This is a genomic window from Halomonas bluephagenesis, assembly GCF_054790765.1.
In genome coordinates this window covers 3,393,433-3,418,214 of the sequence record NZ_CP133631.1, presented here as the reverse complement: position 1 = coordinate 3,418,214, position 24,782 = coordinate 3,393,433, and the positions used below count along the sequence as shown (strand labels likewise).

The following is a 24,782-nucleotide window of genomic DNA, read 5'->3' as shown; positions in this document are numbered from 1 at the left end:
TGGTCATGCCAAGGCGCGCCCATCCTCCTTAGTGCCATAGGCTTCTGAAGTCGCTAATGTCTGCCAGTCCAACGACTTGAGTGTCTCTGCAGCATCGCTGACATCATCAAGATTACTGCTACGCTGATCCTCAGCCATGCGAAATTGGCCAGCATATTCACGCATTTGCAGAGCTTCTTGAGTTAGTCCTTCCGCACTTTGTGCCGCTTGATTGACCAGCCTCAACGTATCTTGGGTTGTCACATCAATTTGCGTGACCGCTCTATTCACTTCCTCAATACCACGCCGCTGCTCCTCAGACGCGCTGGCGATCCTCGCCATCAACTGCTCTACCTGAGTAGCCGACTGCATGATATCGCGCGTATGCTCACCCGCTTGCTGAGATAACTCACTCCCCTTTTCAACACTCTGACGAGATGCTTCAATACGTGACCGAATTTCATGTGCAGCATCAGCACTACGCGTTGCTAACGCTCGCACTTCGCTGGCTACCACCGCAAAGCCACGCCCGTGTTCACCAGCACGCGCCGCCTCAACAGAGGCGTTCAAAGCAAGAATATTCGTTTGGAAGGCAATGCTTTCAATCATTGAAATGATGCTTTGTATTTCTTCGGAGTGCTCGTTAATGGCCTGCATAGTCGCAATGAACTGGGCAATTACCTGATCGCCTTGCTGCGCTTTATGGGCAACACCCGTCGTTGCGTGACTCACATGCGCCGCACTTTCTGCATTCTGATTTACGGTTGCGGTTAACTGCTCAAGACTTGCCGCCATTTGTACAAGCGCTGACACTTGCGAGTCCGTTTGACCTGCCAATTGTTGGCTTTGAGCTGCCATTACCTGGCTATCGGTGTAAACCTGCTGACTGCTGTTATTAAGATGGTTAACCGTCGACGTCAGCGAATTTTGCATGTTCGCCAATTCACTAAACAACAGACCAATTTCATTAGCGGCATGGGCTTCAACAGGCGTTGATAAATCTCCCTTGGCAATGCGTTTAAAGTGCTGCGTTATTGCACGCAGAGGCTGCAATACATTGTTACGCACGCCCCATACCACTAACGCTATGACCAGCATTGCCACCACAACAACGCCAAGCACTCCCCAAAACAGGAGTGATGATACTTTTTGAAAGCGATCAAGCAGCCCAGCCCCCCGGGAGACCGAGTAACCGTAGAAAGCTTCGACAGTACTCACGAACTGCTGGCTACTCTCATCCACGCGGGACTCGCCAGAAAGGAAGCCTCGAACATCGCGCTCTTCCAGCATCATCATTTGCAAACTTAAATTATTATCAACCAGCGAGCGGAAATCATTCGCTAACTGATCCACGAGTTCAAGTCGCTCTTCCTCCGCAAAACTCGAGTGGAAATCGTTAACCCGGGCTGAAGCCGCACTCAATAAACTTCCTGCTTCTTCTAGCAAAGGTTCTGGACGATCAAAAGATGGGGTGCGAATTAGCTCTGCAGCCCGGTTCATTTGTATGCGGGCTCGCAGCAGCTGAGTATAGGCTCCGTTAAGCTCACGTACCTGATTCATATCTCGCTGCTGCAGCGACGTAAATGCCTCACGACCAAAGTGATTAGCAAACAACCCTAACCCACCAATCGCCAATATAAGACAGGTGAAGGTCACTAACACCAGAGCCCAGCTCGCTTTAACGCTTAAATTATTAATCATGCGCATAAAAGCTCTCAACCACGTGACTGGTCGTCAGCATGTAGGGCCAGCCACAACTGTAGACGCCGACGGATCTCTAATAGCGCTTGCTCATATGCATCTAACTTACTGATTAAGCGCGGATCACGAATATCCCAAAAAAGCACTTCTCGCGCGCGCCCTTGCCAGTCTCTGCAAACCTGTTGCGCCTTGTCGCATAGCACAATGACAAAATCAAAGTACTCGTCTTCAAACTCATCTAATGACTTACTACGCAATCCTTCAGTAGAAAGCCCTTGTTTGTGCAGCGCCTCTAACGTTAACGCATGAGGTTCATCTGGCTCGGAGCCTGCGCTAAAAGCATCAAAGCGATCACTTGCCATCTGGCGAAGCAGCGCTTCCCCCATCAGAGACCGTGCAGAATTGGCATTACAAAGAAACAGCACGCGGCGCTTTGGCATAAATAAACGACCTCTTGATGAGTGTAATTTCAACAATCTACGTCCTCAAGATGACGTCTTTATTGCAGTCTGCTGGTTACCGGTAGAAATATACGAAAAAACATATATCATAAGTGACATTAATCTCTCCTTCGATGCAAAAGGGACACCGCCCATGGCATTGCTTAACGATTTACCTAACGTGGACAGCCGTCTGTTTAAAGCACCCAATCAAGAAACGCTGCTGCTTCCCCCTAGTGATCAGCCTGCGCCCAAAATTCTGCTGCTCTACGGCTCACTACGTGAACGTTCGTTCAGTCGTTTGGCAGTTGAAGAGGCCGCTCGGCTACTCAATGCAATGGGGGCTAGTACAAAAATTTTTGATCCCCGTGGCTTACCTCTGCCTGATGCGGAAGATGCGAGCCATCCTAAAGTGGATGAGCTGCGTGCACTGGCACAGTGGGCCGATGGCATGGTGTGGTGCTCACCTGAGCGCCATGGTGCGATGACCGGCATTATGAAAGCACAAATAGACTGGATTCCTCTTGCGCTAGGTGGTGTTCGTCCCACCCAAGGTAAAACCCTTGCCGTGATGCAAGTGTGCGGTGGCTCCCAGTCGTTTAACACGGTGAATCAGCTGCGCATTTTAGGCCGCTGGATGCGTATGGTGACGATTCCTAACCAGTCATCGGTGCCTAAGGCTTTTATGGAGTTCGATGACAACGGCCGCATGAAACCTTCACCCTTTTATGACCGCATTGTTGATGTCATGGAAGAGCTGGTGAAATTCACCCTGCTGGTTCGTGAGCGTAGCGATCTGCTAACCGACCGCTACTCTGAACGTAAAGAGAGTGCCGAAGAAGTCTCCAAACGCGTCAATCAACGCGCTATTTGATCAGGGAGTGGTTTTATGACGACCCAGAGCAACTCTTCACCCACCAGCGCCGACATGGGGCTGTTTGAACGCTACCTTTCCGTATGGGTAGCGATTGCCATTGTTGCCGGGATTGCACTTGGGCAGTTCGCCCCTGCCGTGCCAGAGGTGTTATCACGGTTTGAGTATGCCCAGGTCTCCATTCCGATTGCCGTATTAATCTGGGCGATGATTTTTCCCATGATGGCGCAGATTGACTTCAGTGCTATTGCAGGAGTGCCCCGCCAGCCAAAGGGACTGACTATTACCACCACAGTCAACTGGCTGATTAAACCCTTCACGATGTTCGCTTTGGCCTGGCTGTTTTTCATGGTGATTTTTCGGCCATTTATTCCTGAGGAACTGCCCAGCCAATATCTGGCCGGTGCCATACTACTAGGGGCAGCACCTTGCACCGCGATGGTATTTGTATGGAGCTACCTGACCCGAGGCGACGCGGCTTACACCCTTGTTCAAGTGGCTTTGAACGACTTGATCATGCTGTTTGCCTTCGCACCGCTTGTGGTGCTGTTACTAGGAATCTCAAATATCCAAGTGCCATGGGACACGGTTATTTTATCCGTGGTGCTGTACATCGTGATTCCACTTGCGGCTGGCTACATCACCCGTAAAACACTGATCGCCAAGCGCGGTGCCGAATGGTACGACAACGTGTTTATGAAGCGCGTCGGTCCCATCACGCCCATCGGGTTAATCGTTACCCTGGTACTACTATTTGCCTTCCAAGGCGACGTTATTCTGAATAATCCCCTGCATATCGTATTAATCGCCATTCCGCTGATTATTCAAACGTTTTTGATCTTCTTTATCGCCTATGGCTGGGCCAAAGCGTGGAGTGTGCCGCACAACATCGCTGCTCCTGGCGCAATGATCGGCGCCAGCAATTTTTTTGAACTGGCGGTCGCAGCTGCCATTGCACTGTTTGGCTTACAGTCAGGCGCCGCGCTAGCCACGGTAGTTGGTGTTTTAGTTGAAGTACCACTTATGCTCGCGCTAGTACGCATTGCCAACAAAACGCGTCAGCATTTTCCTGAAAACGCATAATAAAGAGATACTCGGATGGCACATTACTTAGTTTTTCTCGGTTCAACTCGAACCTCTACGCCGCCCGCCCCTGCTCGCTTAGGCGAGCGGGTATCCCAGGCGTGCAAACGCCTACTTAGCTCGCTACCCGATACAACGGCAGAGGTTATAGACCCGCTAACGTTAGTAGACCTTAACGGCCCTTTTAAACCGCACTTTGCCTACGCAAAAACAGCGGTTCCCGATGATCTTGAAACCCTTGCTGGCAAAATTGAACAAGCCGATGGCTACGTGATGGTCAGCCCCGAATATAACCACGCCATGAGCCCGGCGCTGAGCCATTTGCTGAATCATTTTGGCGCGTCACTGTTTGCGTTTAAGCCTAGCGCCATCGTGACTTACTCCATGGGGCAATGGGGAGGCGCACGCGCCGCCGTTAGCATGCGCGCATTTCTATCTGAGCTTGGCTGCCTGCCAGTGTCCGCCATGGTTCATATACCCAAAGCCCAGGAAGCGCTGAACGACGATGGGCAATTTGCCCAGGAGCAAGAACGCTGGGAAAGCTATTTTGGGCGCACGTTGGGCCAATTAACGTGGTGGGCAGAAGCGGCCAAGGCTCACAAAGCCGAGCAAGACCCCGCAACGCTATCACCTGCGTTTAATAAATCGCCTGCTCAGCGTAATACGCCTAAAACCGACCCTTCCACCTAAGGAAGAGAGATAACTCACCATGTCAGTAACGATCTACCACAACCCTAACTGCGGTACTTCGCGCAATACGCTGGCAATGATAAAAGCGTCAGGCGAAGACCCCGAGGTGATTCACTACTTAGCAACACCGCCCAGCCGAGAGAGCTTAGTGGCGCTACTAGCGATGATGAAGATATCACCGCGAGAACTGCTACGCCAAAAGGGCACGCCCTATGATGAGCTCAAATTGGATGATCCTTCGCTAGACGATGATCAACTTATTGACGCCATGATAGCGCACCCGATTCTGATCAATCGCCCTATCGTCATTACCCCCAAAGGCGCACGACTATGCCGTCCATCCGAACGGGTATTGGAACTGCTTGAGCAGCCCATTGCACTCTTTACCAAAGAGGATGGCGAAACCATCTACTTTCCAGCGAGCTAATACCGGAACCATGGTACGGGGTAAACAATGAGTCATGTCATTGATGTCGACAGCAACGCAGTGGACTTCATCACACAACAAGGCGGTGTCGTCACTGTTCGTCTTTCCACCCGCCACGGCTGCTGCGGAGGGCTGACCAATCTAGCGGTAGCCGAAGCGCGATATCCAGATGACGCCCACCACTATCAACATCATACTCAAGATAGTATTTCGATTTATATTACCCCTGAACTGGCTGCTCAGGGGCTGCGCATTGGCGTTGAAGGCTGGTGGAAACTGCGCCATCTTTATGTGGATGGCTCAACCTTGCAACCGGGGCACGCGAACAATCAATAGTACTAGCGTCGCTCCCAGCATTAGCAGTGCCGTCAACCACAGCGCACCGGCACCTTTTTGCTCAATTAGCAGGCCAAACAGCAACGGCGCGAGCGCTTGTGAAGCACGAGCTGGGGCAATAATAAGCCCTTGCCGCTGCCCGAACCCTTTAGGACCAAATAACGCCAGAGGCAATGTACCGGAAGCAATGGTCATCATGCCGTTGCCCGCGCCATGCAGTAACGCAAAACCGGCTGCAGGCATACCGGCTACCGTTAACAATGCTGCGCCTAACGGATGGAGCGTGGTTGCCACACGTGCCGCCACCAAAGGATGACAGTGCCTGAGTAGTATAAACTCACCCATGCGAGCCGCTACCTGGGCAGGCCCCACAAGTGCAGCTGCCGCAACCGCGACTGGAAGTGACGCACCACCCTCTTGTAATAGCCTGGGAAGATGCGCCGCCATCGCCGTCGATACAAACCACCCGGCAGCAAACACATAAGCTAATAGCAGCATGGTTAAGCGGGGGCGGCCAGGCATCGGCGCATTTTGATCAGCCTCACTAAAGGCGCCACTGCTGGCCGCTCTAGGCAGACGGAAATTCAAAGGAGCACCTATCAATAAATGCGCCAATGCCCAACTGGCACAGGCAACGCGCCAGCCCCATTCATTTTCTAGCCATGCGGTAAGCGGCCAACCAATTGTGCTGGCAAATCCAGCGACCAGCGTGACACCAGTAATCGATGCCCTGGCTTGACGCCCCAGCAACCGGCCTAAGGTGGCAAAAGCGGCATCGTATAGCCCCATCGCCATCCCAATACCCGTCACCAGCCAGGCGAGCATTAACGAGGGTATGCCCTGAGACATGGCCATCATGCCAAGTGCTAGCGCCATTACGCCATTCGAAGCCATCAACACGCCTCGCCCGCCCTGCCTGTCGATCCATCGACCAACGCTAGGCCCGAGCATCGCGGTAAGCAGCAGGGCTGCTGAGAACGCGCCAAAGACCCAGCTGATTGAAATGCCCAATTCACGCGCCATCGGCACTGCAAGAATGGCGGGCAGATAATAGCTAGAAGCCCAGGCGAGGGTTTGCGCACTGCCTAATGTGAGTGTTAAACCAAACCTGGGCGAGCGAATCATGTGGCTTGTCTAGGCAACGCCAGTGCCATCAATGAACTGGCTGCCACTAAGGCCGCCGATACCCAAAGACAGGCGCTCAGCCCGTAAGCCATATACAACCAGCCTGACAGCAGCGTTCCAACCAAACGCCCCATGGCGTTGGCCATATAGTAGAAGCCAACATCCATCGAGACGCCATCGGCACGGGCATAATGAACAATCAGGTAACTATGCCAGCTGGAATTAATCGCAAACAGCACACCAAACGCTAAAAGCCCGACCACCAGCCAACCTACCTGCGCCAGCGGTAGTAACGCCAACAAAATCGCTAGTACCGCTAAAGCGGCTGGCCACCCCGCGGTTAGCGCGCGGGCATCCCCTTTAATCAATCGGGTAAGTTTAGGTGCCTGGGTTTGTACCCCACCGTAGCCAATAATCCATGCTGCCAGTAATCCCCCCACTGTCCAATGAGTCCAGCCGTGCTGGTCATATAAAAACACCGGCAACGCCACGACAAACCAGACATCCCTAGAAGCAAACAGGCAAAAGCGCGCCGCTGAAAGCACGTTGATGGCACGAGACTTGGAGAAAATCTCCAAAAACTTAGGCTTTACTTTTTGGCGCCCTAAGTCTGCTTTTAAGCGCCATAAAGAGACCAGTAATACCGCGCTCAGCATCCCCGCCATAGCAATCACCGCGCCACGGAAACCAATCAGCGTTAGCAACACCCCACCGATAAAAAAGCCTAGACCTTTCAATGCATTTTTAGAGCCAGTCAGCATCGCTACCCAGCGGTAGAGAGAGCTATTGGCGTTGGCACTGTCTTTAGGCACCAGTACTTTGACCGCACTTTTAGCACTCATTTTATTTAAGTCTTTGGCGATGCCAGACAGCGCCTGCGCCGCCATCACCCAAACAACCGTGAGCATCCCTGCGGGCACCATCAGCATGGCAAGCGCAACAATTTGCAGCCCCAACCCCACATTCATCGTGCGGTTCAAGCCTAACCGCGCACCAAGCCAGCCACCTACCAAGTTGGTCACTACGCCAAACGCTTCATAGAACAGAAACAGCATGGCAATTTGCAGCGGCGAGTAACCTAGCTGATGGAAATACATCACCACCAGCATGCGCAGCGCGCCGTCGGTAATGGTAAACGCCCAGTAGTTGCCAGTGATCAGCATGTATTGACGCACCTCGAAAGGTAGCGCCTTTACGCGCGCGAACATCTTCAGCGAATCAGCCACGAGCCACCTGCTCACTAGCTATCTGCTCACCACCTACCATCAGAGCCAACTCAGCCGTGCGGTTAGCGTAGCCCCACTCGTTGTCATACCAGGCGTAAAGCTTAAGCTGGGTGCCGTTGACCACCATGGTAGAAAGCGCATCGATAATGGAGCTGCGCGGGTCGGTGCGGTAATCAATCGATACCAGCGGGCGCTCTTCATAACCCAAAATACCGGCAAGCTCTCCCTCCGCGGCCGCCTTCAGCGCCAGATTAACTTCTTCCGCCGTGACCGCGCGCTCAAGCTCAAACACCATATCGGTGAGCGATGCGTTGGCCAGCGGTACGCGAATGGCATGACCATTCAACTTGCCTTCCAATGCGGGAAAGATGGCAGTAATTGCTTTTGCAGAGCCTGTTGTTGTCGGAATCAAGCTCATACCGCAGGCACGGGCACGACGCAGGTCTTTATGCGGCGCATCCAGAATCGTTTGAGTGTTGGTAATGTCGTGTACCGTGGTCATCGAACCATGGCGAATACCAAAGGTTTCCTGAATCACTTTAACCACCGGTGCCAAACAGTTGGTCGTGCAGCTAGCGGCAGTCACGATTCGATGCTGAGCGGGGTTATAAAGATGATCATTAACCCCTACCACAACGTTCAGCACGCCCTCTTCTTTAATCGGTGCACTCACCACTACGCGCGCAACGCCTTGATCAAGGTACGCCTGGAGCTTGGCGGTTTCTTTCATTTTACCCGAGCACTCGATGACCACGTCACAGGCAGACCAGTCACTGTCGGCAATCGCTTTATTGGCGCTAAACGCAACCGTTTTACCATCTAAAACAATCGCATCATCGGAAGCGGCAACCCCTTTGCCAGGAGACCAGTGGCCGTGTACCGAATCAAATTCAAGCAGATGGGCAAACGTTGCTGCATCGCCGCCGGGGTCGTTAATACGCACAAGCTCTACTACCCCTGCTTCCACTTCAGCCCACAGGCTGCGCAGTGCCAGACGACCAATACGACCAAATCCGTTAATACCGATACGTAATCCCATGGGGTCTCCTTCTAGATAAACAGTACAAAAAACCTAGCCCTAATATACGGAAAAACATATATTAAAGGCTAAAAAAACTGCCTGCAGATTAGCTAAAAACTAGTCTGCAGGCAGTGCTTGGTTAACCGTAACGACCGGAGATATAGTCTTCGGTTTTTTTCTGTGCAGGGGTTGAGAACATCACTTTGGTATCGTTGTACTCGATGATTTCTCCTAAGTGGAAAAATGCCGTGTAGTCGGCTACTCGTGCGGCTTGCTGCATATTATGCGTCACGGTAACAATGGTGAACTGCTCTTTCAGTTTATCCATCAGATCTTCGATCGTTGCTGTAGAGATCGGATCCAATGCAGAGGTAGGTTCATCCATTAAAATAACGTCCGGCTGAACGGCTATCGCCCGGGCAATACACAGACGCTGCTGCTGGCCACCGGATAATGAGGTACCTGGCTCCTGAAGTTTATCTTTCACTTCGTTCCACAGGCCTGCATCACGCAGTGCTTTCTCAACAAGCTCGTCCTGATCTGCCTTGCGACTTACTAGGTCATGCATACGCGGTGCGTAGGCAATGTTTTCGTAGATCGACTTAGGAAAAGGGTTCGGCTTCTGAAAGACCATGCCAACGCGACGTCGCAGCGCCACTTCATCCATCTTAGAAGCATTGACGTCCTGCCCATCCATTTCGACCAGCCCCTCGGTGTGAACGCTAGGAATCAGGTCATTCATGCGGTTAAGGCAGCGCAAAAAGGTCGATTTACCGCACCCCGAAGGGCCAATCAGCGCGGTCACATTCTTCTGAAACAGATCAATATTCAGTCCTTTTAACGCTTGGGTTTTGCCGTACCACAGGTTCAAATCGCGAACGCGGATACTTAAATCATGGCAAGCCTTTTCATTACGCGTATAAGGCTGCCCCACGTCGGGCAGGTTCTGCTGGTTCATTACAGGTGCATGGCTGTTCATAGTAATGTCCTCTATGACGTGCTGGCCTACCAGCGACGCTCAAATTTCTTACGTAGTACAACGGCAAAGGCGTTGAGTGAGATAAGTATGGTGAGCAGCACTAAAATACCGCCGGCGGTTTTTTCCACAAACGCCTGCTCTGGCTCACCTGACCAGGTAAATATTTGAGCTGGCATTACCGTTGCAGCATTAGTAAATGAGGCCCCCACATCAGGGATAAATGCCACCATACCAACAATAATCAGAGGAGCTGTTTCACCCATCGCCTGTGCCAAACCGATGATGGAACCGGTCATGATGCCAGGCATCGCCAAGGGAAGAACATGGTCACGAACTACCTGCCAACGTGAACACCCTACCCCAAACGCCGCATGACGAATAGAATCCGGCACGCTGCGCAGCGCCGTACGCGTAGAAATAATAATCACCGGCAGTGTCATTAGCGCCAAGGTCATACCACCTGCGAGAGGCGAAGAACGTGGCACTCCAAAGAAGTTGATAAAAATCGCCAAGCCCAACAAACCGAATAAAATCGAAGGTATTGCGGCTAGGTTATTGATATTGATTTCAATCGCTTGGGTAAAGCGGTTATCTGGCGCAAATTCTTCTAAATAAATCGCGGTCATTACGCCGATGGGAAACGCAATCAACAGGGTGACGATCATCGTCATCACCGTGCCAACACCAGCCGATAAAATACCAGCATTCTCGGCAATTTTTGAATCACCAGAGCCGAAGAACGTTTTATTAAAGCGTAAATCGACTTGACCTGCTGCTACGCGTTCGTCAATTTCCGCCTTTTCTTGATCACTAAGGCGGTTTCGATGCCCTTTTAGGTATTGGTCCACTTCACTATTTGCCAACATCCAGCGCTGTTCTGACGTGCCGATCAACTCAGGGTTATTACGCAGTTGAAGCGGGATAACTCGCACCACAGTGCGGCTAATCAGCGGTATCAAATCTTCATCAAATGCTTGGCGGCCATCGCGGCTAGCTTCTTCTGAATAACGAATTTCCGTATTGATATACGCCTGCTGAAAAGCGGGCAACCCTTTACTCAACATATCAGCAAAGAACAGCACCAAAAACAGACCTGCTAAACCCAGCGCCCCCATGGATACCCACTTCAGGCGTGCCGACTTACGGTGACGCCGCTTAAGCTGCTGGCTGATCTCGTCAAAAGTATGGCTCATCGAATCAGTTCCTCGGCGTTACAGGTTATTTACGCGGTATTTTTCACGGAAGCGGCGAATCATTAAGACTGACACTAGGTTGAGCGTCAGTGTCACCGCGAACAGCACCAAGCCCAGGGCAAACGCTGAGAGCGTTTCGGCACTTTCAAATTCCTGATCACCAGTGAGAGCCGCCACAATGCGCACAGTCACCGTCGTCATGTCCTCTAATGGATTAGCTGTCAGATTCGGTCGCATACCCGCGGCCATCACCACAATCATCGTTTCGCCCAGCGCTCGTGACATACCAAGCAATGACGCGGAGATAATTCCTGGTAAGGCAGCAGGTATCACAACATCACGGATGGTTTCACCTTTGGTCATACCCAATGCGAGCGAACCTTGGCGCATACTGTCTGGTACAGAGTTAATGACGTCGTCAGAAAGTGATGAGATAAACGGGATAATCATAATTCCCATCACTACACCGGGTGCGACGGCATTGTTATAAGAGGCATCTAAACCAAAGAACCCCGCAATGTTTACTATAATTGGGGCAACGGTAATGGCAGCAAAGAAGCCATACACCACGGTTGGAATGCCCGCTAACACTTCAAGTACAGGCTTAGCGACAGTTCGAACCCTAGCAGGCGCATATTCCGACATATAAATAGCAGAGAGCAGTCCGACCGGCACTGCCACCAACATCGCAATAGCGGTGATCATAAAGGTGCCCGCAAATAGCGGCACTGAACCAAACTCTGCACCACTGCCGTCACCACGTCCTGCCGATGCTAAAAAGCTCGCACCTGGATTCCATGTTGTGCCGGTAATGAACTCCCAGAAGCTATGCATCTGAAAAAAGCGTAAAGCTTCTGAAATAATTGAGAACAGTATTCCGAAGGTTGTGAAAATCGAGATTAGAGCCGCGCCAGCTAGAATCCACCGGATAACGCGTTCAATGGCTTGGCGCGCGTGGAACTGAGGTTTTACCTGAGCAACACCTACGGCGAGACCGGCGGCGGCCACCACAAGACTAGCGGCAAACAAATACAACGGGGGAATATCAGCGCCTAGCAGTAATAAAAGCAAAGAGCCGACCGCACCCACTAACACTGCTGGTCCTGCCGTTGAGAGGACAGCAAACCATGCATACTGATCTGGCTGCGCATACATCGCAGTACCTGACGCGCGTACACGGGAAGCCTTTGCGCGGCCAATAAAGAAGGCCACTAGCCCAAGCAGCAAGAGCACAGTGCAAAAGAGTAGAAGTAGCTGGTTAGTTTGCATCGAATTTCTCTCGCATCACCTAATGAAATCGTGTTGGCGACCACTTTGGAGTAAAAACATGACAGCAATGTGACAAACGCCAAGTTAAAGCCAACTCAAACTAAAAGGCCGGTAGCTTGTGCTACCGGCCTCTTATATTAAGCGTTCTAACTTACTTCAGGTCTTCAACAGTTAACTGGGCACGATCAGCAACGCGCTGACGAGCTTGCTCACGCTCAGCTTCGGGCAGCGGGATTAGTCCGATGTCAACTAGATAGCCATCATTACCAATCATAAGCTCTTCCATAAACATGTTGGCATAGTCATACATTGGTGGCACTTCGTCAGCGTGCTGGTTCTTGAGGTAGAACCACAGTGAGCGAGCAACCGGGTATTCGCCAGAACTAATAGCTTCAACTTCTGGTTCAACGCTATTGATAGACGCGCCCTGGATAGTATCCGGGTTTTCAGTCAAGAAAGAGTATCCAAAGATACCGAACGCTTTAGTATCTTCAGACAAACGCTGAACGATCAAGTTATCGTTTTCGCCTGCATCGATATAAACGCCGTCTGAGCGGATTTCGGTATAACCTTCGTCACCGTAGGCACCCATCTCTTCAGAGACAACTTCCATTACCAGCTCTTCAAAAGCATCGCGGGTTCCAGAGGTCGTGGGCGGCCCATAGATAGAGATCTCACGATCCGGTAGAGAATCGTCGATTTCACTCCAGTTGGTGTAAGGGTTATCAACCAGCTCACCATCAACGGGGACCTGAGCGGCAACTGCTAGGAAAATATGTTCTAGGGTAAAGTCTGCTGCGTCGTTTTCAACTGATTGTCCAAGAACGATACCGTCAGAACCGATTTTAGCTTCGGTGATATCGGTAACGCCGTTCTCTTCACAGCGCTCAAATTCAGATGGCTTCATACGACGTGAAGCATTGGTGATATCGGGCGTGCCTTCACCTACACCATTACAGAACAAGCGCAAACCGCCACCCGAACCTGTCGACTCAATCACAGGTGTAGGGTTACCGGTAGTCGCACCGAACTCTTCAGTAACGTAGCTGGCAAACGGATAAACGGTACTGGAACCTACGATGCGGATCTGGTCACGAGCCTGGGCAACACCGGCAACGCTCATTACGGCAGCCGCTATCACGGTCGTTTTTAGAATACGGTTCATGCGAAATACTCCTGTCGATGTAAGGTTTTGGCCTTCGCAAGACGTACTTTGCACCGCTTCGATGACAACTTTGTGACACGACGTGACATCACAAAAATTTTTAATCCGAGGTACCGCATAACACTAGTACTAAATTAACAGCCCCAACGCAGCCAACGTACATAACCCAAGCGAGGCGCCTTGCAGTAACCGCCTATCCAACCGGTGGGCAACCGCGTCTGCCAGCCCATTACCGATCAACACGGCAGGTAGAAACGTCAATGCCAATTTAAAATGCCAAGCGGACACTTGGCCTGCGAACGCTAATGTGGTGAGCGTTAAAAGAGACGTCAAAATAAAGAAAGCGGCTAAATTGCCGCGCAGGCGATCCGGTGGAAAACCATGCATTAGCAAAACGATGGGAGGGCCACCGATGGCAGCCACCGTGCCGAAGATTCCTGACAGCACGCCTGCCAGGAACAGCGTCACACGGTTCACGGGGGGATGAAAACGAAACAGCGTTACTATCACAGCAAACAACACGATAGCGGCGATCAGTTTTTCGAGCACCACTAACGGAGCAGTTAACAATAACCAAATGCCCAGCGCATTCCCCGGCAAGCGTCCAATCAATGCAATGCCAATAGCATCCATGCGTATTTCTTGCCAGTAGTGGCGCACCATCAGCAACGAAACAGTGAATCCAAACAGTACGAGAACAACCGGCACCAAGCGCGGCTCTAGCATCAATAGTAGCGGCGCCCCTACCACCGCCAAACCGAAACCTGTCGCACGCTGTACGAAAGCACCCAGCATCAATACAGCTGAACAGGCTAGCCATACGCCAAGTGGCATGTTAACCCACGCCAGTAGGCTATTCATCTAAACCGATCATCCTAGCCTTTCGAGTTGGAACACATCATTAGCACGAGTCATCAGTACGAATCATCAATACCAACCATCAATACGAGTCACCGAACGCGGGCTTTCTTGTCAGCTTTCGGACGCCAATATTACCTAGTAGCGCGGCCCCTAGCATAGTGAGCACCATTGGCCACAGGTGCTCTACCTGGAACAAGCCCACCAGCACCCCAGCAATTGCCCCACAACTAAACTGGATGCCACCCAACAATGCAGTTGCCGTGGCACTGATATGTCCAAAATGATCCAATAACGCAGAAATGGCATTAGGCGTGATCAAACCAATCATGCCGGTAAACAGCATGATCAAGGGAACCACAACATATAGCGACGCCAGATTAAGCGCTGTCGCGATAACCAGCCCCAACGCTGCAATTAACTGAATCGTTAACCCCAATCGTAAATTCTGTTGTGGCGAGCGCTTACGCAGCAAATGAATATTGACGCGATTAGACAGCGCAATCACGAGCACATTGACGCCAAATACCATTGGGTAAACGCTAGGCGATAGCGAGAAGTAGTCTAGGTATAAAAATGGAGAGGCGGTTACAAAAGCAAACAGCCCAGCGAATGAAGCTGCGACAGCGCAAATGTAGCCCATCCCCTCTTTATGACGTAGCACACTGGCGTAATTGCGTATAACTTGGCGGGGCGAAGCTGCGGGTAAGTTAGTATCTCGTGTTTCGGGTAAACGCGTACCTAGCAGCCAAAGCAAAAACCCTGCGTAAGCGGCCAAAAATACAAATATCAGCCACCAACCCGCAATGTGCAGCAAGACACTACCCACGGCAGGTGCCACCAATGGCGCAAGCATCATGATCATAGCCATCGTTGACATGACTTTAGCGGCTTCACGTCCGCTGAAACAGTCGCGCACAATCGCCGCTGAGTTCACCACACAAGCGCCGCCGCCCAGTGCTTGAATAAATCGCCACACCAGCAAAGAGGTCAAACTATCGACGGTGGTGATCATTAAGCTCGCGAGCATAAACACCACCAAGCCACTGAGCAAAACAGGCTTACGCCCCACCCTGTCCGATAGCGGCCCAAAGCACAGCTGACCTATTGCGAACCCAAATAAAAACATACTGATAGAGAGTTCAGTATGGTGAATACTCGCGTTGATGTTTTCTGCCAGTATCCCCATGGCCGGTAAATAAGCATCAATTGCAAACGGCGCAAGCGCTGTATTGGCCGCCACCAACAGCGCCACCCGACGAGGATTAAGTTCCATAAACATCCTTGAAGTAGGCATTAGACAGCGGAGAATGCCGCTGAATTGATAGGCCGCTAATCATAATCGATTTCAATTCATTTGTCGGTCACTGTTCGTCGCGCAATGCCCTTGCTAAAGTAGCCAAATGACAACTGTCACAACGACAACTAGCTCAACGACAACTAGCTCAACGACAACAAGGAACGATGCATGGCCACTAGCCTACTAACTCAATTAAAAGAGATGACCACGGTTGTCGCTGACACCGGCGACCTTGAGGCTATCCGCCGCTTTCAACCGCAAGATGCCACAACCAACCCCTCGCTTATCTTGCAAGCTGCCCAGCAAGAAGACCGACGCGCACGACTTGCCAGCATTGCCAAAGAAAGCACCGACCTTGAAGACGCGGTAGATCGCGTGGCTGTCGATATTGGTAGCGAAATCAGTGAACTGGTACCTGGCTACGTTTCGACTGAAGTCAGTGCCCGACTATCGTTTGACCGTGATGCCACCATTGCCAAAGCGCACTCATTGATTGAGCGATACGCCCAGCATGGAGTAGGCCCAGAGCGTATTTTGATCAAAATGGCGTCGACATGGGAAGGTATCCAAGCCGCTCGCCAACTTGAACGCGATGGTATTCGCACTAACTTAACTCTGTTATTTGGCTTCGCCCAGGCGCAGGCCTGTGCAGATGCTGGCGCAACACTTATTTCACCGTTCGTAGGCCGTATTCTCGACTGGCATAAAGCCAAAGATCCTGACACGGATTTTAGTGGCGCCAATGATCCAGGCGTGCGGTCTGTTAAGCGCATTTACGACTACTACAAAGGCCATGGCTACCCCACCATCGTTATGGGCGCAAGCTTCAGAAACGTGGGTGAGATTCAGGCACTCGCCGGCTGTGATCGTTTGACGATATCCCCCGCACTACTAAACGAGTTAGACGAACTAAAAGGCGAGTTGCCGCAACAGCTCATTCCTCAGGCGGCTAGCAGCGCACCGAGTGAAGCGTTATCGCAGGCAGATTTCCGCTGGGCGATGAATGAAGATGAGATGGCGACGGACAAACTGGCAGAAGGTATTCGCAAGTTTATGGCCGACCAACGCAAGCTCGAAGAACTGCTCAGTAAGCTTCGCAGCGACTAATTCGATTGCTAACTACGCTGCCCTATTGACATAAAAATAACCGGCAACAAAATCAAAAAGGCCCTCTAGGATTTTTTCTTAGGGGGCCTTTTTTAGTTGATGCTTTGCTCTTTAAACTTACATGTTGATGAAGCGCATTAGTGAATCGTTGAGTTTTGCGCTTCGAGCATTTCCACCAGCGGTTGAAACTGCTCGCGGTTATGCTCGTTCATATGCATCAGAATTCGATGAGCCTCTAAAATACGTTCGCGCAGGCCCTCCTCGTCAGCAGGCTCAGCAGGCAACTCTTCTAGCGCCGTTGTTAGTTTCGACGCTTGCTGCAAAGGCGCTTCCATCAACGTAAAAAAGCGCGCAAACCCCATCACATCCAGCATTTTTCGTACATCTGGATTATCAGCAATGATAGTGGGTGGATGCTCTAAACGCCCTTTCACCGCCATAGCAACTTTGGCAAGAAAGCCCAACGCTGTCGAATCAACATTCGTTGCTTCGCGCAGGTCGATCATCACTGCCATTAGCCCAGGCGTTTCAGCAAGGCGCTGCGCTTGGGTATCAAGCGTGGCGCACAGCGTTAAGCGCACGTCACCACATAATTTTAAAACAAAAACACCGGAGTCGAACGCCGCTTTAATGCGGCCTTCTTCAATCAGCATGACCAAATCCGCTCACCATCATGATTGTCAGGTCGTCGGGTAAAGCATCGCGGTCTTGGTTCGCCTCATTATCCGCATCGCCTTCTATAAGGAGGGAGTTGGTGTTGGCTAGCCGGTCGCGCAACTGCTCAAGCGTGACACTTTCGCTTACTAATTGCTCAAGTTCCTTGAGCCGCGTGTCGAGCGTCTTACCCGGCAAGCATTCCAATACACCGTCTGAACACAGCCATAAATGAAAATCGGCCGGTAAAGTACAGCTGAGCGAAGGATACTCTACATCTGGAAAAAGACCTACTGGCATTCCTTCCCCTGCCAGACGCACTAGCTTACCACCAGACACTAGCAATGGCATAGGAAGCTGTGCACCGAGCGAATAGTGAAGTGTTCGCGCCTCGTGGTCAATAACACCAACAAACAAGGTCGCGTGTTTGCCAATATCAGTATCCTGCAATTCTCGGTTTAATGCCGCCAACCAGTTGGGTGCCAACCGTTCTGGCGATTGACCATCCCACTCATTAAGCCACCGGTTACACAGATACTTGAGCAACACGGTAACAAACGCAGATGACGCACCATGACCCGATACATCGGCAAAGTAGAACGCGCTATAGCGATCGTTATAGCGCTGATAGTCAAGGAAATCTCCTGACAAATATAGCGATGGGGCAAACCAGTAATCGTAGTACACACCGTTGATTATTTTGGGATGAACAGGCAGTAAACGTCGCTGAATATGCCCACCGCTCTGTTGATCCATCCTCAGCAAGGCCAAGTGCGTTTCAAGGCTTTCGTTTAATTCAGCCAGCCGCTCTCGGTCTCGATCTCGCTCCTGAGCCAATGTGTGCAGCTCAATGGCTTTGCGAATCATCCGGCGCAACAATTCTGCGTGGCGCAGCGGGTGGACAATATAGTCAACCAAACCAACGTCAACGGCTTTGATTAAGTCCGCGTCCTGACGAGAATCACTGACGACTAAGGTAGGCAAACGATGGGTTAGCTGCGACCACTGCTGGCGCGGCACTGCTCTTGCATGAGCCACGATAAGCGCGGTGTCAGCGGGCAAATTGTCAATATTTTCCGCTGCAAATACCCATAAGCCATCACACGTAATCGCTTCTGCTAGCGCGTCACGCTCTTGCCCCGGCTCATCGATCACCGCGATCAACTGCTTGGAATGATCCATATTAAGCCTCAATCGGCGAAATCGTCGTCACCAAAGTCGGTATCGTCGAATTCAAAATCGTCCATGGCAAATGGGTCATCCCCAAGCTCACCATCATTAATTTCAAACTGACGGCGTTGTAAGTAGGCATCACGAATAAAGCGGTAACGGTCGCCACTAATTAACGCTTCTTGATCAAGTAGCCCTGCGCGAATATGAATAATATCCAGTGCCGTCAAACCAGCCCTAAGTGTATGGTCATCCATATAAGTAATAGGATGGGCAGCAATATCAAAGGGTAACCCAGTGGTGTCTCTTAATGTTCCAGGACCGAGCAACGGTAATACCAAATAACGCGACTCATCCCCCCCCCACACCGCCAGTGTTTGACCAAAATCTTCCTTATCGGCATTGATTTCCATCAACGTAGCGTAATCTAACAGCCCGCCTATACCAACGGTCGAGTTGATTAAAAAGCGTGAAGTGGCAAGCCCCGCATTAGCGGGCTTGCCTTGGAGCAAACTGTTTAACGCGGTACGCACGTCGCTGAGGTTGGAGAAAAAATTACCTACCCCAGTTTGCACAGGATCGGGAGTAACCGTCTGATAACCTTTAGCTATTGGCTTTAACGTATAGCGGTCTAACACGTCATTAAACGCAAACACGCGGCGGTTAAACCCTTCCCAAGGATCTTCAGGATGGGCTTGTTCGCCAATATTTGCCCCTGAACTGGCACACCCACTCATGCTTAATACGGCTAGCAGCAAGACAGGCAATCCCTTGTAGCGCCAACTAAATGCGCTTTTGTGCTTTGCTAACAACCCAAGCATGGTAGTTCCTCTTTCAACATGTGTGGCGTGTAGCTCGTCGCATTTCACGCCTAAAGACAATGAACAGAAAGCACTGTTATTGACGACGTACAACAACACTACCGGCGCTGTAACCTGCGCCGAACGAACAAATCACACCAATATCGCCACTTTCTAACTGTTCACGATGCAGGTGAAAGGCAATAATCGATCCCGCTGAGCTGGTATTAGCATAGCGATCAAGAATAATTGGCGCTTGCGCTTCGCTGGGCTCAACACCTAGTACTTTCCGCGCGATCAGGTCATTCATATGCTGATTAGCCTGATGCAGCCACATGCGTTTCAAATCACTTCCAGAGAGTTCTAAAGAGGCCAAATGACTCGAAATCAGTTGAGCCACCATGGGGCATACTTCTCGGAAAACCCGTCGCCCTTCTTGTACAAATAACTTATCCAACGCCAGTGGGTCACTGTCGGTGACGCGATTCAAGAAGCCTGCGTTGTTACGAATCGCATTAGAGAACTTCGTCACTAGACGCGTCCCTAATATTTCATATTGCTCATCTGCCACAGCACAATCACTGCTTTCCAATACCATGGCTGTACAAGCATCGCCAAAAATAAAGTGGCTATCGCGATCTGTAAAGTTGAGATGCGCCGAGCAGATTTCCGGATTTACGATGAGTGCCCGCTTCACGCTACCGGATGCAATCGCATTGGCCGCTGTTTCAAGTGCAAACGTGGCTGAGCTACAGGCTACATTCATATCGAAACCGTAACCGCTGGTACCTAACGCTTGCTGAACTTCGACAGCCACTGCTGGATAGGCACGCTCTAGGTTTGAACACGCCACGATGACAAGCTCGATATCTGCGGCATCGACGTTGGCTGCCGCCAATGCTTGGCGCGCCGCCTGGGTAGCCATGCCACACTGAATAGACGGCTCGTCATTGCTACGCTGAGGCAGTTTAGGCCGCATGCGCGCTGGGTCAAGAATTCCCGAGGCATCCAGCACGTAACGACTTTTAATACCGGATGCTTTTTCAATAAACTCGCTACTGGAGTGTGACAACGGCTCTCGTTCACCACGTGCGATTGCATCAGCATACTGAGCATTTTGGCTGTCTACCCACGCGTTAAATGCTGTTACCAGCGACGCGTTATCAATGGCGTGTTCCGGCGTATAGAGTCCTGTACCGGTAATCACCACATGTGTCATGCCTTTCTCCTTTTAGCGGCTTACTGAGAGTCGCTGGCTGTCAATCGATGTTGTCATCTTGGTGCATTGGCTTAAAGCGCGAGCCTATTATCGTATTACGGCAAGCGTTAAACGCTAATAATCTCTTCCCAACGCTTTTCAAGGCGCTTCACAGATACAGGCATTTTTGTACCCAACTGCTGAGCAAACAGAGACACTCTGAGCTCCTGAATCCACCAACCAAATGCCACTAACTCTGGGTCTTCCGCGTCGCCTCTGCGTTCGCTTTTGCGGCGCGCGTCGAAACGCGTTTCTAATGCTTGGACATCGTGCATGAGCATTTGGTCGCGCCCTCTCTCTCGCGCTGCTTTTTCAAGCCTGATCAACGCAGCCTCTGTATAGCGAGGATACTCCGTTAACCACTCGCCTGCATCGCGAATGAAACCAGGGTAAACCAAGCGCTGCATCTGCGCGCTGACATCACTGTAAACAAGCGCCAACGCAAAGTTGAGCTTCCCTTTTAAAATCTTAGTCACTGCTAGATGCCCTTTCAGCGCCGCTTCAACATCGGACAACAGTGTTTGCGCATGCGCTAACAACTTTGCTTCAGATACTTGCAAGCGTTCTTTAAGGGCTTTCTCCGAGCGTGGTAGCGGATGCTGAGCCACTACCTGAGTAAACACCGCTAGCAGAAGATCATCAACCAACTCATTTTTGTTGCCTACCTTCGCAAACAACAGCGCGCATTTTTCCACGCCTGGCAAACGCTTAATAGCTTTCACCTGATCCGGCTGTTGTGAAATTGCCAAACGGGCCACGCCCATTTGGTGAGCCGCCGCCGCCTTTGCAGGATGGTCGAAAAGTGCCACTTTGAAGCGCGCGTCTTCTGCCACCAGTGCCGGGTAAGCCTCGACGCGGATACCCGCCTGGGTAGTCACCCGAGATTCCGGAAGCGGCTCACTGGGCAGACCTTCAAGCGCCGGGGCCTGATTAACCTGCTCTGCTAACGCCTGGGCTCCCCTACTGGCGGCTTCTTCAAAGCGCCTTTCCAGGGCTCGCAAGTCGCGCCCCTGGCCCAGCATTTTGCCAGCGTGATCCACAACCCGCACGTTCATGATTAAATGAGGCGCTAGCAGGTCTAGCCGCCAGTCGTCAGGGTGCACCCGAGTGCCCGTACGCCTTCGAATAAACTCAGCCAAGGCTTCGGTCAGCGGGCGTTGGTCAGGCACCAAGGTTTCCAGCGCCGCATCGACCCAATCAGGGATAGGCACCACCTGCCGACGAATGCTTTTCGGCAGTGATTTAAGTAGCGCAATGCACTTTTCGCGCAGCAAGCCTGGTACTAACCACTCAAGGGCATGCACAGGCAACTGAGGCAGCATAGCAGCAGGCACAGTCAGCGTAACGCCATCGTCTTCAGCATCAGGATCAAAGTGATAGCTAACCGGATAGGCAACCCCTGCCAACACTAGGTGGTCAGGATACTGCGCCTGAGTAACGTCGTTGGCATCCCTCGCTTTAAGCGCGTCGATATCGAATTTTAGTAGGCTGGGAAACTCACGCTCGACCTGCTTACGCCAATGTTCAAATCCTTTGCCATTAACAATATCGTGAGGAATTCGTTCGTCATAAAAAGCAAATAGTGTCTCTTCATCGACCAGAATATCACGCCGACGCGCACGATCTTCGAGTGCCTCGACTTCTTCAATCAGCGCTCGGTTATGGGCAAAAAACTCACCCTTAGTCTGAAATTCGCCTTCCACTAGCGCACGGCGAATAAACAGCTCCCGGGACTCTTGAGGCGCAATCGGACCGTAATGCACTCGGCGGCGGGCTACAATAGGCAGTCCAAACAGCGTTACTTGCTCAAAAGCGACCACCTGGGCACGCTTCATTTCCCAGTGAGGCTCGCTGTAGCTGCTTTTTATCAAATGCTGCGCTTGAGGCTCAATCCACTGGGGGTCAATTTTCGCCACTGTGCGGGCAAATAATTTCGTCGTTTCAATTAGCTCAAACGCCATTACCCACTTCGGCGTTTTTTTCGCCAGCCCTGAGCCTGGGTGAATCATAAACTTACGGTTACGCGCGCCCAGGTATTCACGGTTTTCCAGCAGTGTTCCAAGGTTTGAAAGCAGCCCAGATAACAATGCTTGGTGCAGCTTTCCAGATGTTTTGCGACGCGCTTGCTTGGCTTGCTCTTCGCTTTCATCTTCATCTCTGAGCGGCGGTGCAGGCACGTCGATGTCCATATCGCGCAGCAGCTGACGTAATTGACGGAACGTGTCATGCCATTCGCGCATGCGCAGATAGTTAATATAGTGCTCGCGACACCAGCGGCGCAGCTGATTGCCGGAGAGTGCCTCGCGGGCATTTTCAATGCCGTGCCACAAGTTTAACAACGCAACAAAATCAGAATCGGGATCATGCCAGCGCTGATGCGCTTGATCCGCCGCTTGGCGTTTGTCCGCAGGTCGATCTCTAGGGTCTTGTATCGCCAAGGCTGATACCACAATCAACACATCCCGCAGGCTGCCCCGTTCGGCACCTGCCAGTACCATGCGCGCTAGGCGTGGGTCGATAGGTAGCTTGGCTAGCTTACGGCCCAACGGGCTTAGGCGCTGCTGATCGTCCACCGCACCCAGTTCGAACAGCAAACGAAAGCCATCTTTTACGAACCGGCTGTCGGGTGGGTCAACAAAGGGAAATGCTTCTATACTGCCAAGCTTCAGCGCCAGCATGGAAAGAATGACCGACGCTAAATTTGTGCGCTGAATTTCTGGGTCGGTAAACGCTGGCCGCGACAGGAAGTCTTCTTCATCATAAAGACGAATGCATACGCCTTCCGCCACACGTCCACAGCGACCTTTACGCTGATTGGCGCTGGCCTGGCTAATCGGCTCAATCGGTAGCCGCTGGATTTTCGCACGATAGCTGTAGCGGCTGATGCGCACCAAGCCTGGGTCTATCACGTAGCGAATCCCCGGCACTGTGAGCGAGGTCTCAGCAACGTTAGTGGCCAACACAATTCGCCGCCCTCGATGGGAAGCGAAAACGCGATTTTGCTCTTCGTTGGAAAGTCGAGCATAGAGCGGCAATATTTCCGTGCCAGTTAAGTCAGCCCGTCGCAGGGTATCGGCTGCCTCACGAATTTCCCGCTCACCCGGTAAAAACACCAATACGTCTCGCGGGCCATGCAACCAGCCCTTTTCACGCTCGATGGTTTCGATTTCGCGCACTGCATGCAAAATACCTTCTTGCAAAGTACGGTCATCTTCATCCTCTTCGCTACGCGCCAGCGGGCGGTAATGAACATCGACAGGAAACGTGCGGCCAGACACTTCCACCACCGGCGCGGGCGTCTTAGCACTACCAAAGTGGGCAGCGAAGCGGTTCACATCGATGGTGGCTGAGGTAATAATGACTTTTAGATCAGGACGCTTTGGCAGCAAGCGCTTTAGATAGCCCAGCAAAAAATCAATATTAAGGCTGCGCTCATGAGCTTCATCGATAATTAGCGTGTCATAACGCAGCAGCAATGGGTCGTGCTGCGTTTCTGCCAGCAAAATACCGTCAGTCATCAGCTTTACGAGCGTATTCGGGGAGCTTTGATCATTAAAACGTACTTGATAACCCACCTGCTCACCCAGCGGTACGCTCATCTCTTCCGCTAGCCGCCCGGCAACGCTGCGCGCCGCCAATCGACGTGGCTGGGTATGCCCAATCATCCCTTTGCGCCCACGGCCAAGCTCTAGACAAATCTTGGGCAGCTGGGTGGTTTTACCCGACCCTGTCTCACCCGCCACGACCACTACCTGATGGTCGCGGATAGCCTTTAAAATATCCTCACGCCGCTCCACTACGGGCAACTCGGCAGGATAATCCAGCGCCACTTTCAGTGCTTCGCGGTTAGCAAGCAGCCGCTTAGCTTTTTCAAGGTCGCGTTGAACCTGCTGGACACCGTGGTCAATCGGCTTACTGTCTCGTTGGCGCCGCTTAAGGCCTGCCACGCGACGCGCTAACTGCTGTGCATCACGCAGCATGACGTGGCTTATCTCCTCATCTAATACGGTGAGTGGATAAGCGTTCTGGGCGTCAGCTTGGGAAGTTTGCGTGTCGGTGGTCACGTTAGGCTCGGGTTCCATCTCAGAATAAAATCGGCCCACTGCATGAGTGGGCCGACTATTGTA

Annotated in this window: 22 protein-coding genes; 6 read left to right on the top strand and 16 right to left on the bottom strand. The window is 51.7% G+C overall.

Annotation, left to right across the window (positions count from 1 at the left end; genetic code table 11):
- Positions 1-3 precede the first annotated feature (3 nt).
- Positions 4-1,686 carry a methyl-accepting chemotaxis protein gene (locus tag REH51_RS15555; RefSeq protein WP_498936254.1) on the bottom strand — a complete coding sequence of 561 codons (1,683 nt, stop codon included), beginning with the start codon at positions 1,684-1,686 and terminating at the stop codon, positions 4-6.
- 8 nt (positions 1,687-1,694) lie between these two features.
- Positions 1,695-2,120: an arsenate reductase ArsC gene (locus tag REH51_RS15550; RefSeq protein ID WP_498936252.1), complete on the bottom strand. Its 426-nt coding sequence runs from the start codon at positions 2,118-2,120 to the stop codon at positions 1,695-1,697.
- 154 nt (positions 2,121-2,274) lie between these two features.
- Here REH51_RS15550 and arsH point away from each other — a divergent pair, with 154 nt between their 5' ends.
- From arsH to REH51_RS15525, 5 genes are read left to right on the top strand one after another with little or no spacing between them, the layout of a single operon-like run.
- Positions 2,275-2,994, top strand: coding sequence for an arsenical resistance protein ArsH (gene arsH, locus REH51_RS15545; RefSeq protein WP_009722757.1), 720 nt, complete (start codon positions 2,275-2,277; stop codon positions 2,992-2,994).
- A gap of 15 nt (positions 2,995-3,009) precedes the next feature.
- Positions 3,010-4,077 (top strand): ACR3 family arsenite efflux transporter, encoded by a 1,068-nt coding sequence (gene arsB, locus REH51_RS15540; protein ID WP_498936250.1) that lies wholly within the window; start codon positions 3,010-3,012, stop codon positions 4,075-4,077.
- Positions 4,078-4,092: 15 nt separating this feature from the next.
- Positions 4,093-4,767, top strand: coding sequence for an NADPH-dependent FMN reductase (locus REH51_RS15535; RefSeq protein ID WP_009722755.1), 675 nt, complete (start codon positions 4,093-4,095; stop codon positions 4,765-4,767).
- Positions 4,768-4,786: 19 nt separating this feature from the next.
- A complete protein-coding gene (gene arsC / locus REH51_RS15530) occupies positions 4,787-5,194 on the top strand; it encodes an arsenate reductase (glutaredoxin) (protein ID WP_009722754.1) in 408 nt (135 codons plus the stop codon).
- A 27-nt stretch (positions 5,195-5,221) separates the two neighbouring features.
- Complete coding sequence (locus REH51_RS15525) at positions 5,222-5,530, top strand: CC/Se motif family (seleno)protein (RefSeq protein ID WP_009722752.1); 309 nt, start codon at positions 5,222-5,224, stop codon at positions 5,528-5,530.
- Here REH51_RS15525 and REH51_RS15520 read toward each other — a convergent pair.
- The 9 genes from REH51_RS15520 to REH51_RS15480 form a co-directional block, all read right to left on the bottom strand.
- Complete coding sequence (locus REH51_RS15520; protein WP_009722751.1) at positions 5,495-6,655, bottom strand: MFS transporter; 1,161 nt, start codon at positions 6,653-6,655, stop codon at positions 5,495-5,497. The genes REH51_RS15525 and REH51_RS15520 overlap by 36 nt on opposite strands.
- Positions 6,652-7,863 carry an organoarsenical effux MFS transporter ArsJ gene (gene arsJ, locus REH51_RS15515; protein WP_498937761.1) on the bottom strand — a complete coding sequence of 404 codons (1,212 nt, stop codon included), beginning with the start codon at positions 7,861-7,863 and terminating at the stop codon, positions 6,652-6,654. Before arsJ ends, REH51_RS15520 begins: the two co-directional genes overlap by 4 nt.
- Before the next feature lie 10 nt (positions 7,864-7,873).
- Positions 7,874-8,920 carry an ArsJ-associated glyceraldehyde-3-phosphate dehydrogenase gene (locus REH51_RS15510; RefSeq protein WP_009722749.1) on the bottom strand — a complete coding sequence of 349 codons (1,047 nt, stop codon included), beginning with the start codon at positions 8,918-8,920 and terminating at the stop codon, positions 7,874-7,876.
- A 121-nt stretch (positions 8,921-9,041) separates the two neighbouring features.
- Entirely contained in the window at positions 9,042-9,881 is an 840-nt protein-coding gene (gene pstB, locus REH51_RS15505) for a phosphate ABC transporter ATP-binding protein PstB (RefSeq protein WP_009722748.1), read from the bottom strand.
- Positions 9,882-9,907: 26 nt separating this feature from the next.
- The gene (pstA, locus tag REH51_RS15500) at positions 9,908-11,074 is read right to left on the bottom strand and encodes a phosphate ABC transporter permease PstA (protein ID WP_498936248.1); all 1,167 of its coding nucleotides are present in this window, start codon (positions 11,072-11,074) and stop codon (positions 9,908-9,910) included.
- Positions 11,075-11,092: 18 nt separating this feature from the next.
- Complete coding sequence (gene pstC, locus REH51_RS15495; protein ID WP_009722746.1) at positions 11,093-12,343, bottom strand: phosphate ABC transporter permease subunit PstC; 1,251 nt, start codon at positions 12,341-12,343, stop codon at positions 11,093-11,095.
- Between the two features lie 151 nt (positions 12,344-12,494).
- A complete protein-coding gene (locus tag REH51_RS15490; RefSeq protein WP_009722745.1) occupies positions 12,495-13,508 on the bottom strand; it encodes a substrate-binding domain-containing protein in 1,014 nt (337 codons plus the stop codon).
- Between the two features lie 129 nt (positions 13,509-13,637).
- Entirely contained in the window at positions 13,638-14,369 is a 732-nt protein-coding gene (locus REH51_RS15485; RefSeq protein ID WP_009722744.1) for a sulfite exporter TauE/SafE family protein, read from the bottom strand.
- Between the two features lie 79 nt (positions 14,370-14,448).
- Entirely contained in the window at positions 14,449-15,642 is a 1,194-nt protein-coding gene (locus REH51_RS15480) for a Bcr/CflA family multidrug efflux MFS transporter (protein ID WP_009722743.1), read from the bottom strand.
- 192 nt (positions 15,643-15,834) lie between these two features.
- Here REH51_RS15480 and tal point away from each other — a divergent pair, with 192 nt between their 5' ends.
- A complete protein-coding gene (gene tal / locus REH51_RS15475) occupies positions 15,835-16,773 on the top strand; it encodes a transaldolase (RefSeq protein WP_009722742.1) in 939 nt (312 codons plus the stop codon).
- 137 nt (positions 16,774-16,910) lie between these two features.
- Here tal and REH51_RS15470 read toward each other — a convergent pair whose 3' ends face one another.
- The 5 genes from REH51_RS15470 to hrpA form a co-directional block, all read right to left on the bottom strand.
- Entirely contained in the window at positions 16,911-17,426 is a 516-nt protein-coding gene (locus REH51_RS15470) for an STAS domain-containing protein (protein WP_009722741.1), read from the bottom strand.
- Positions 17,416-18,609: a PP2C family protein-serine/threonine phosphatase gene (locus tag REH51_RS15465; RefSeq protein ID WP_009722740.1), complete on the bottom strand. Its 1,194-nt coding sequence runs from the start codon at positions 18,607-18,609 to the stop codon at positions 17,416-17,418. Before REH51_RS15465 ends, REH51_RS15470 begins: the two co-directional genes overlap by 11 nt.
- 8 nt (positions 18,610-18,617) lie before the next feature.
- Positions 18,618-19,418 (bottom strand): MlaA family lipoprotein, encoded by an 801-nt coding sequence (locus tag REH51_RS15460; protein ID WP_498936246.1) that lies wholly within the window; start codon positions 19,416-19,418, stop codon positions 18,618-18,620.
- 76 nt (positions 19,419-19,494) lie between these two features.
- Positions 19,495-20,616, bottom strand: a complete 1,122-nt coding sequence (locus tag REH51_RS15455; RefSeq protein ID WP_009722738.1) for a beta-ketoacyl-ACP synthase III — start codon at positions 20,614-20,616, stop codon at positions 19,495-19,497.
- A 107-nt stretch (positions 20,617-20,723) separates the two neighbouring features.
- A complete protein-coding gene (gene hrpA / locus REH51_RS15450; protein WP_498936245.1) occupies positions 20,724-24,737 on the bottom strand; it encodes an ATP-dependent RNA helicase HrpA in 4,014 nt (1,337 codons plus the stop codon).
- Positions 24,738-24,782 lie beyond the last annotated feature (45 nt).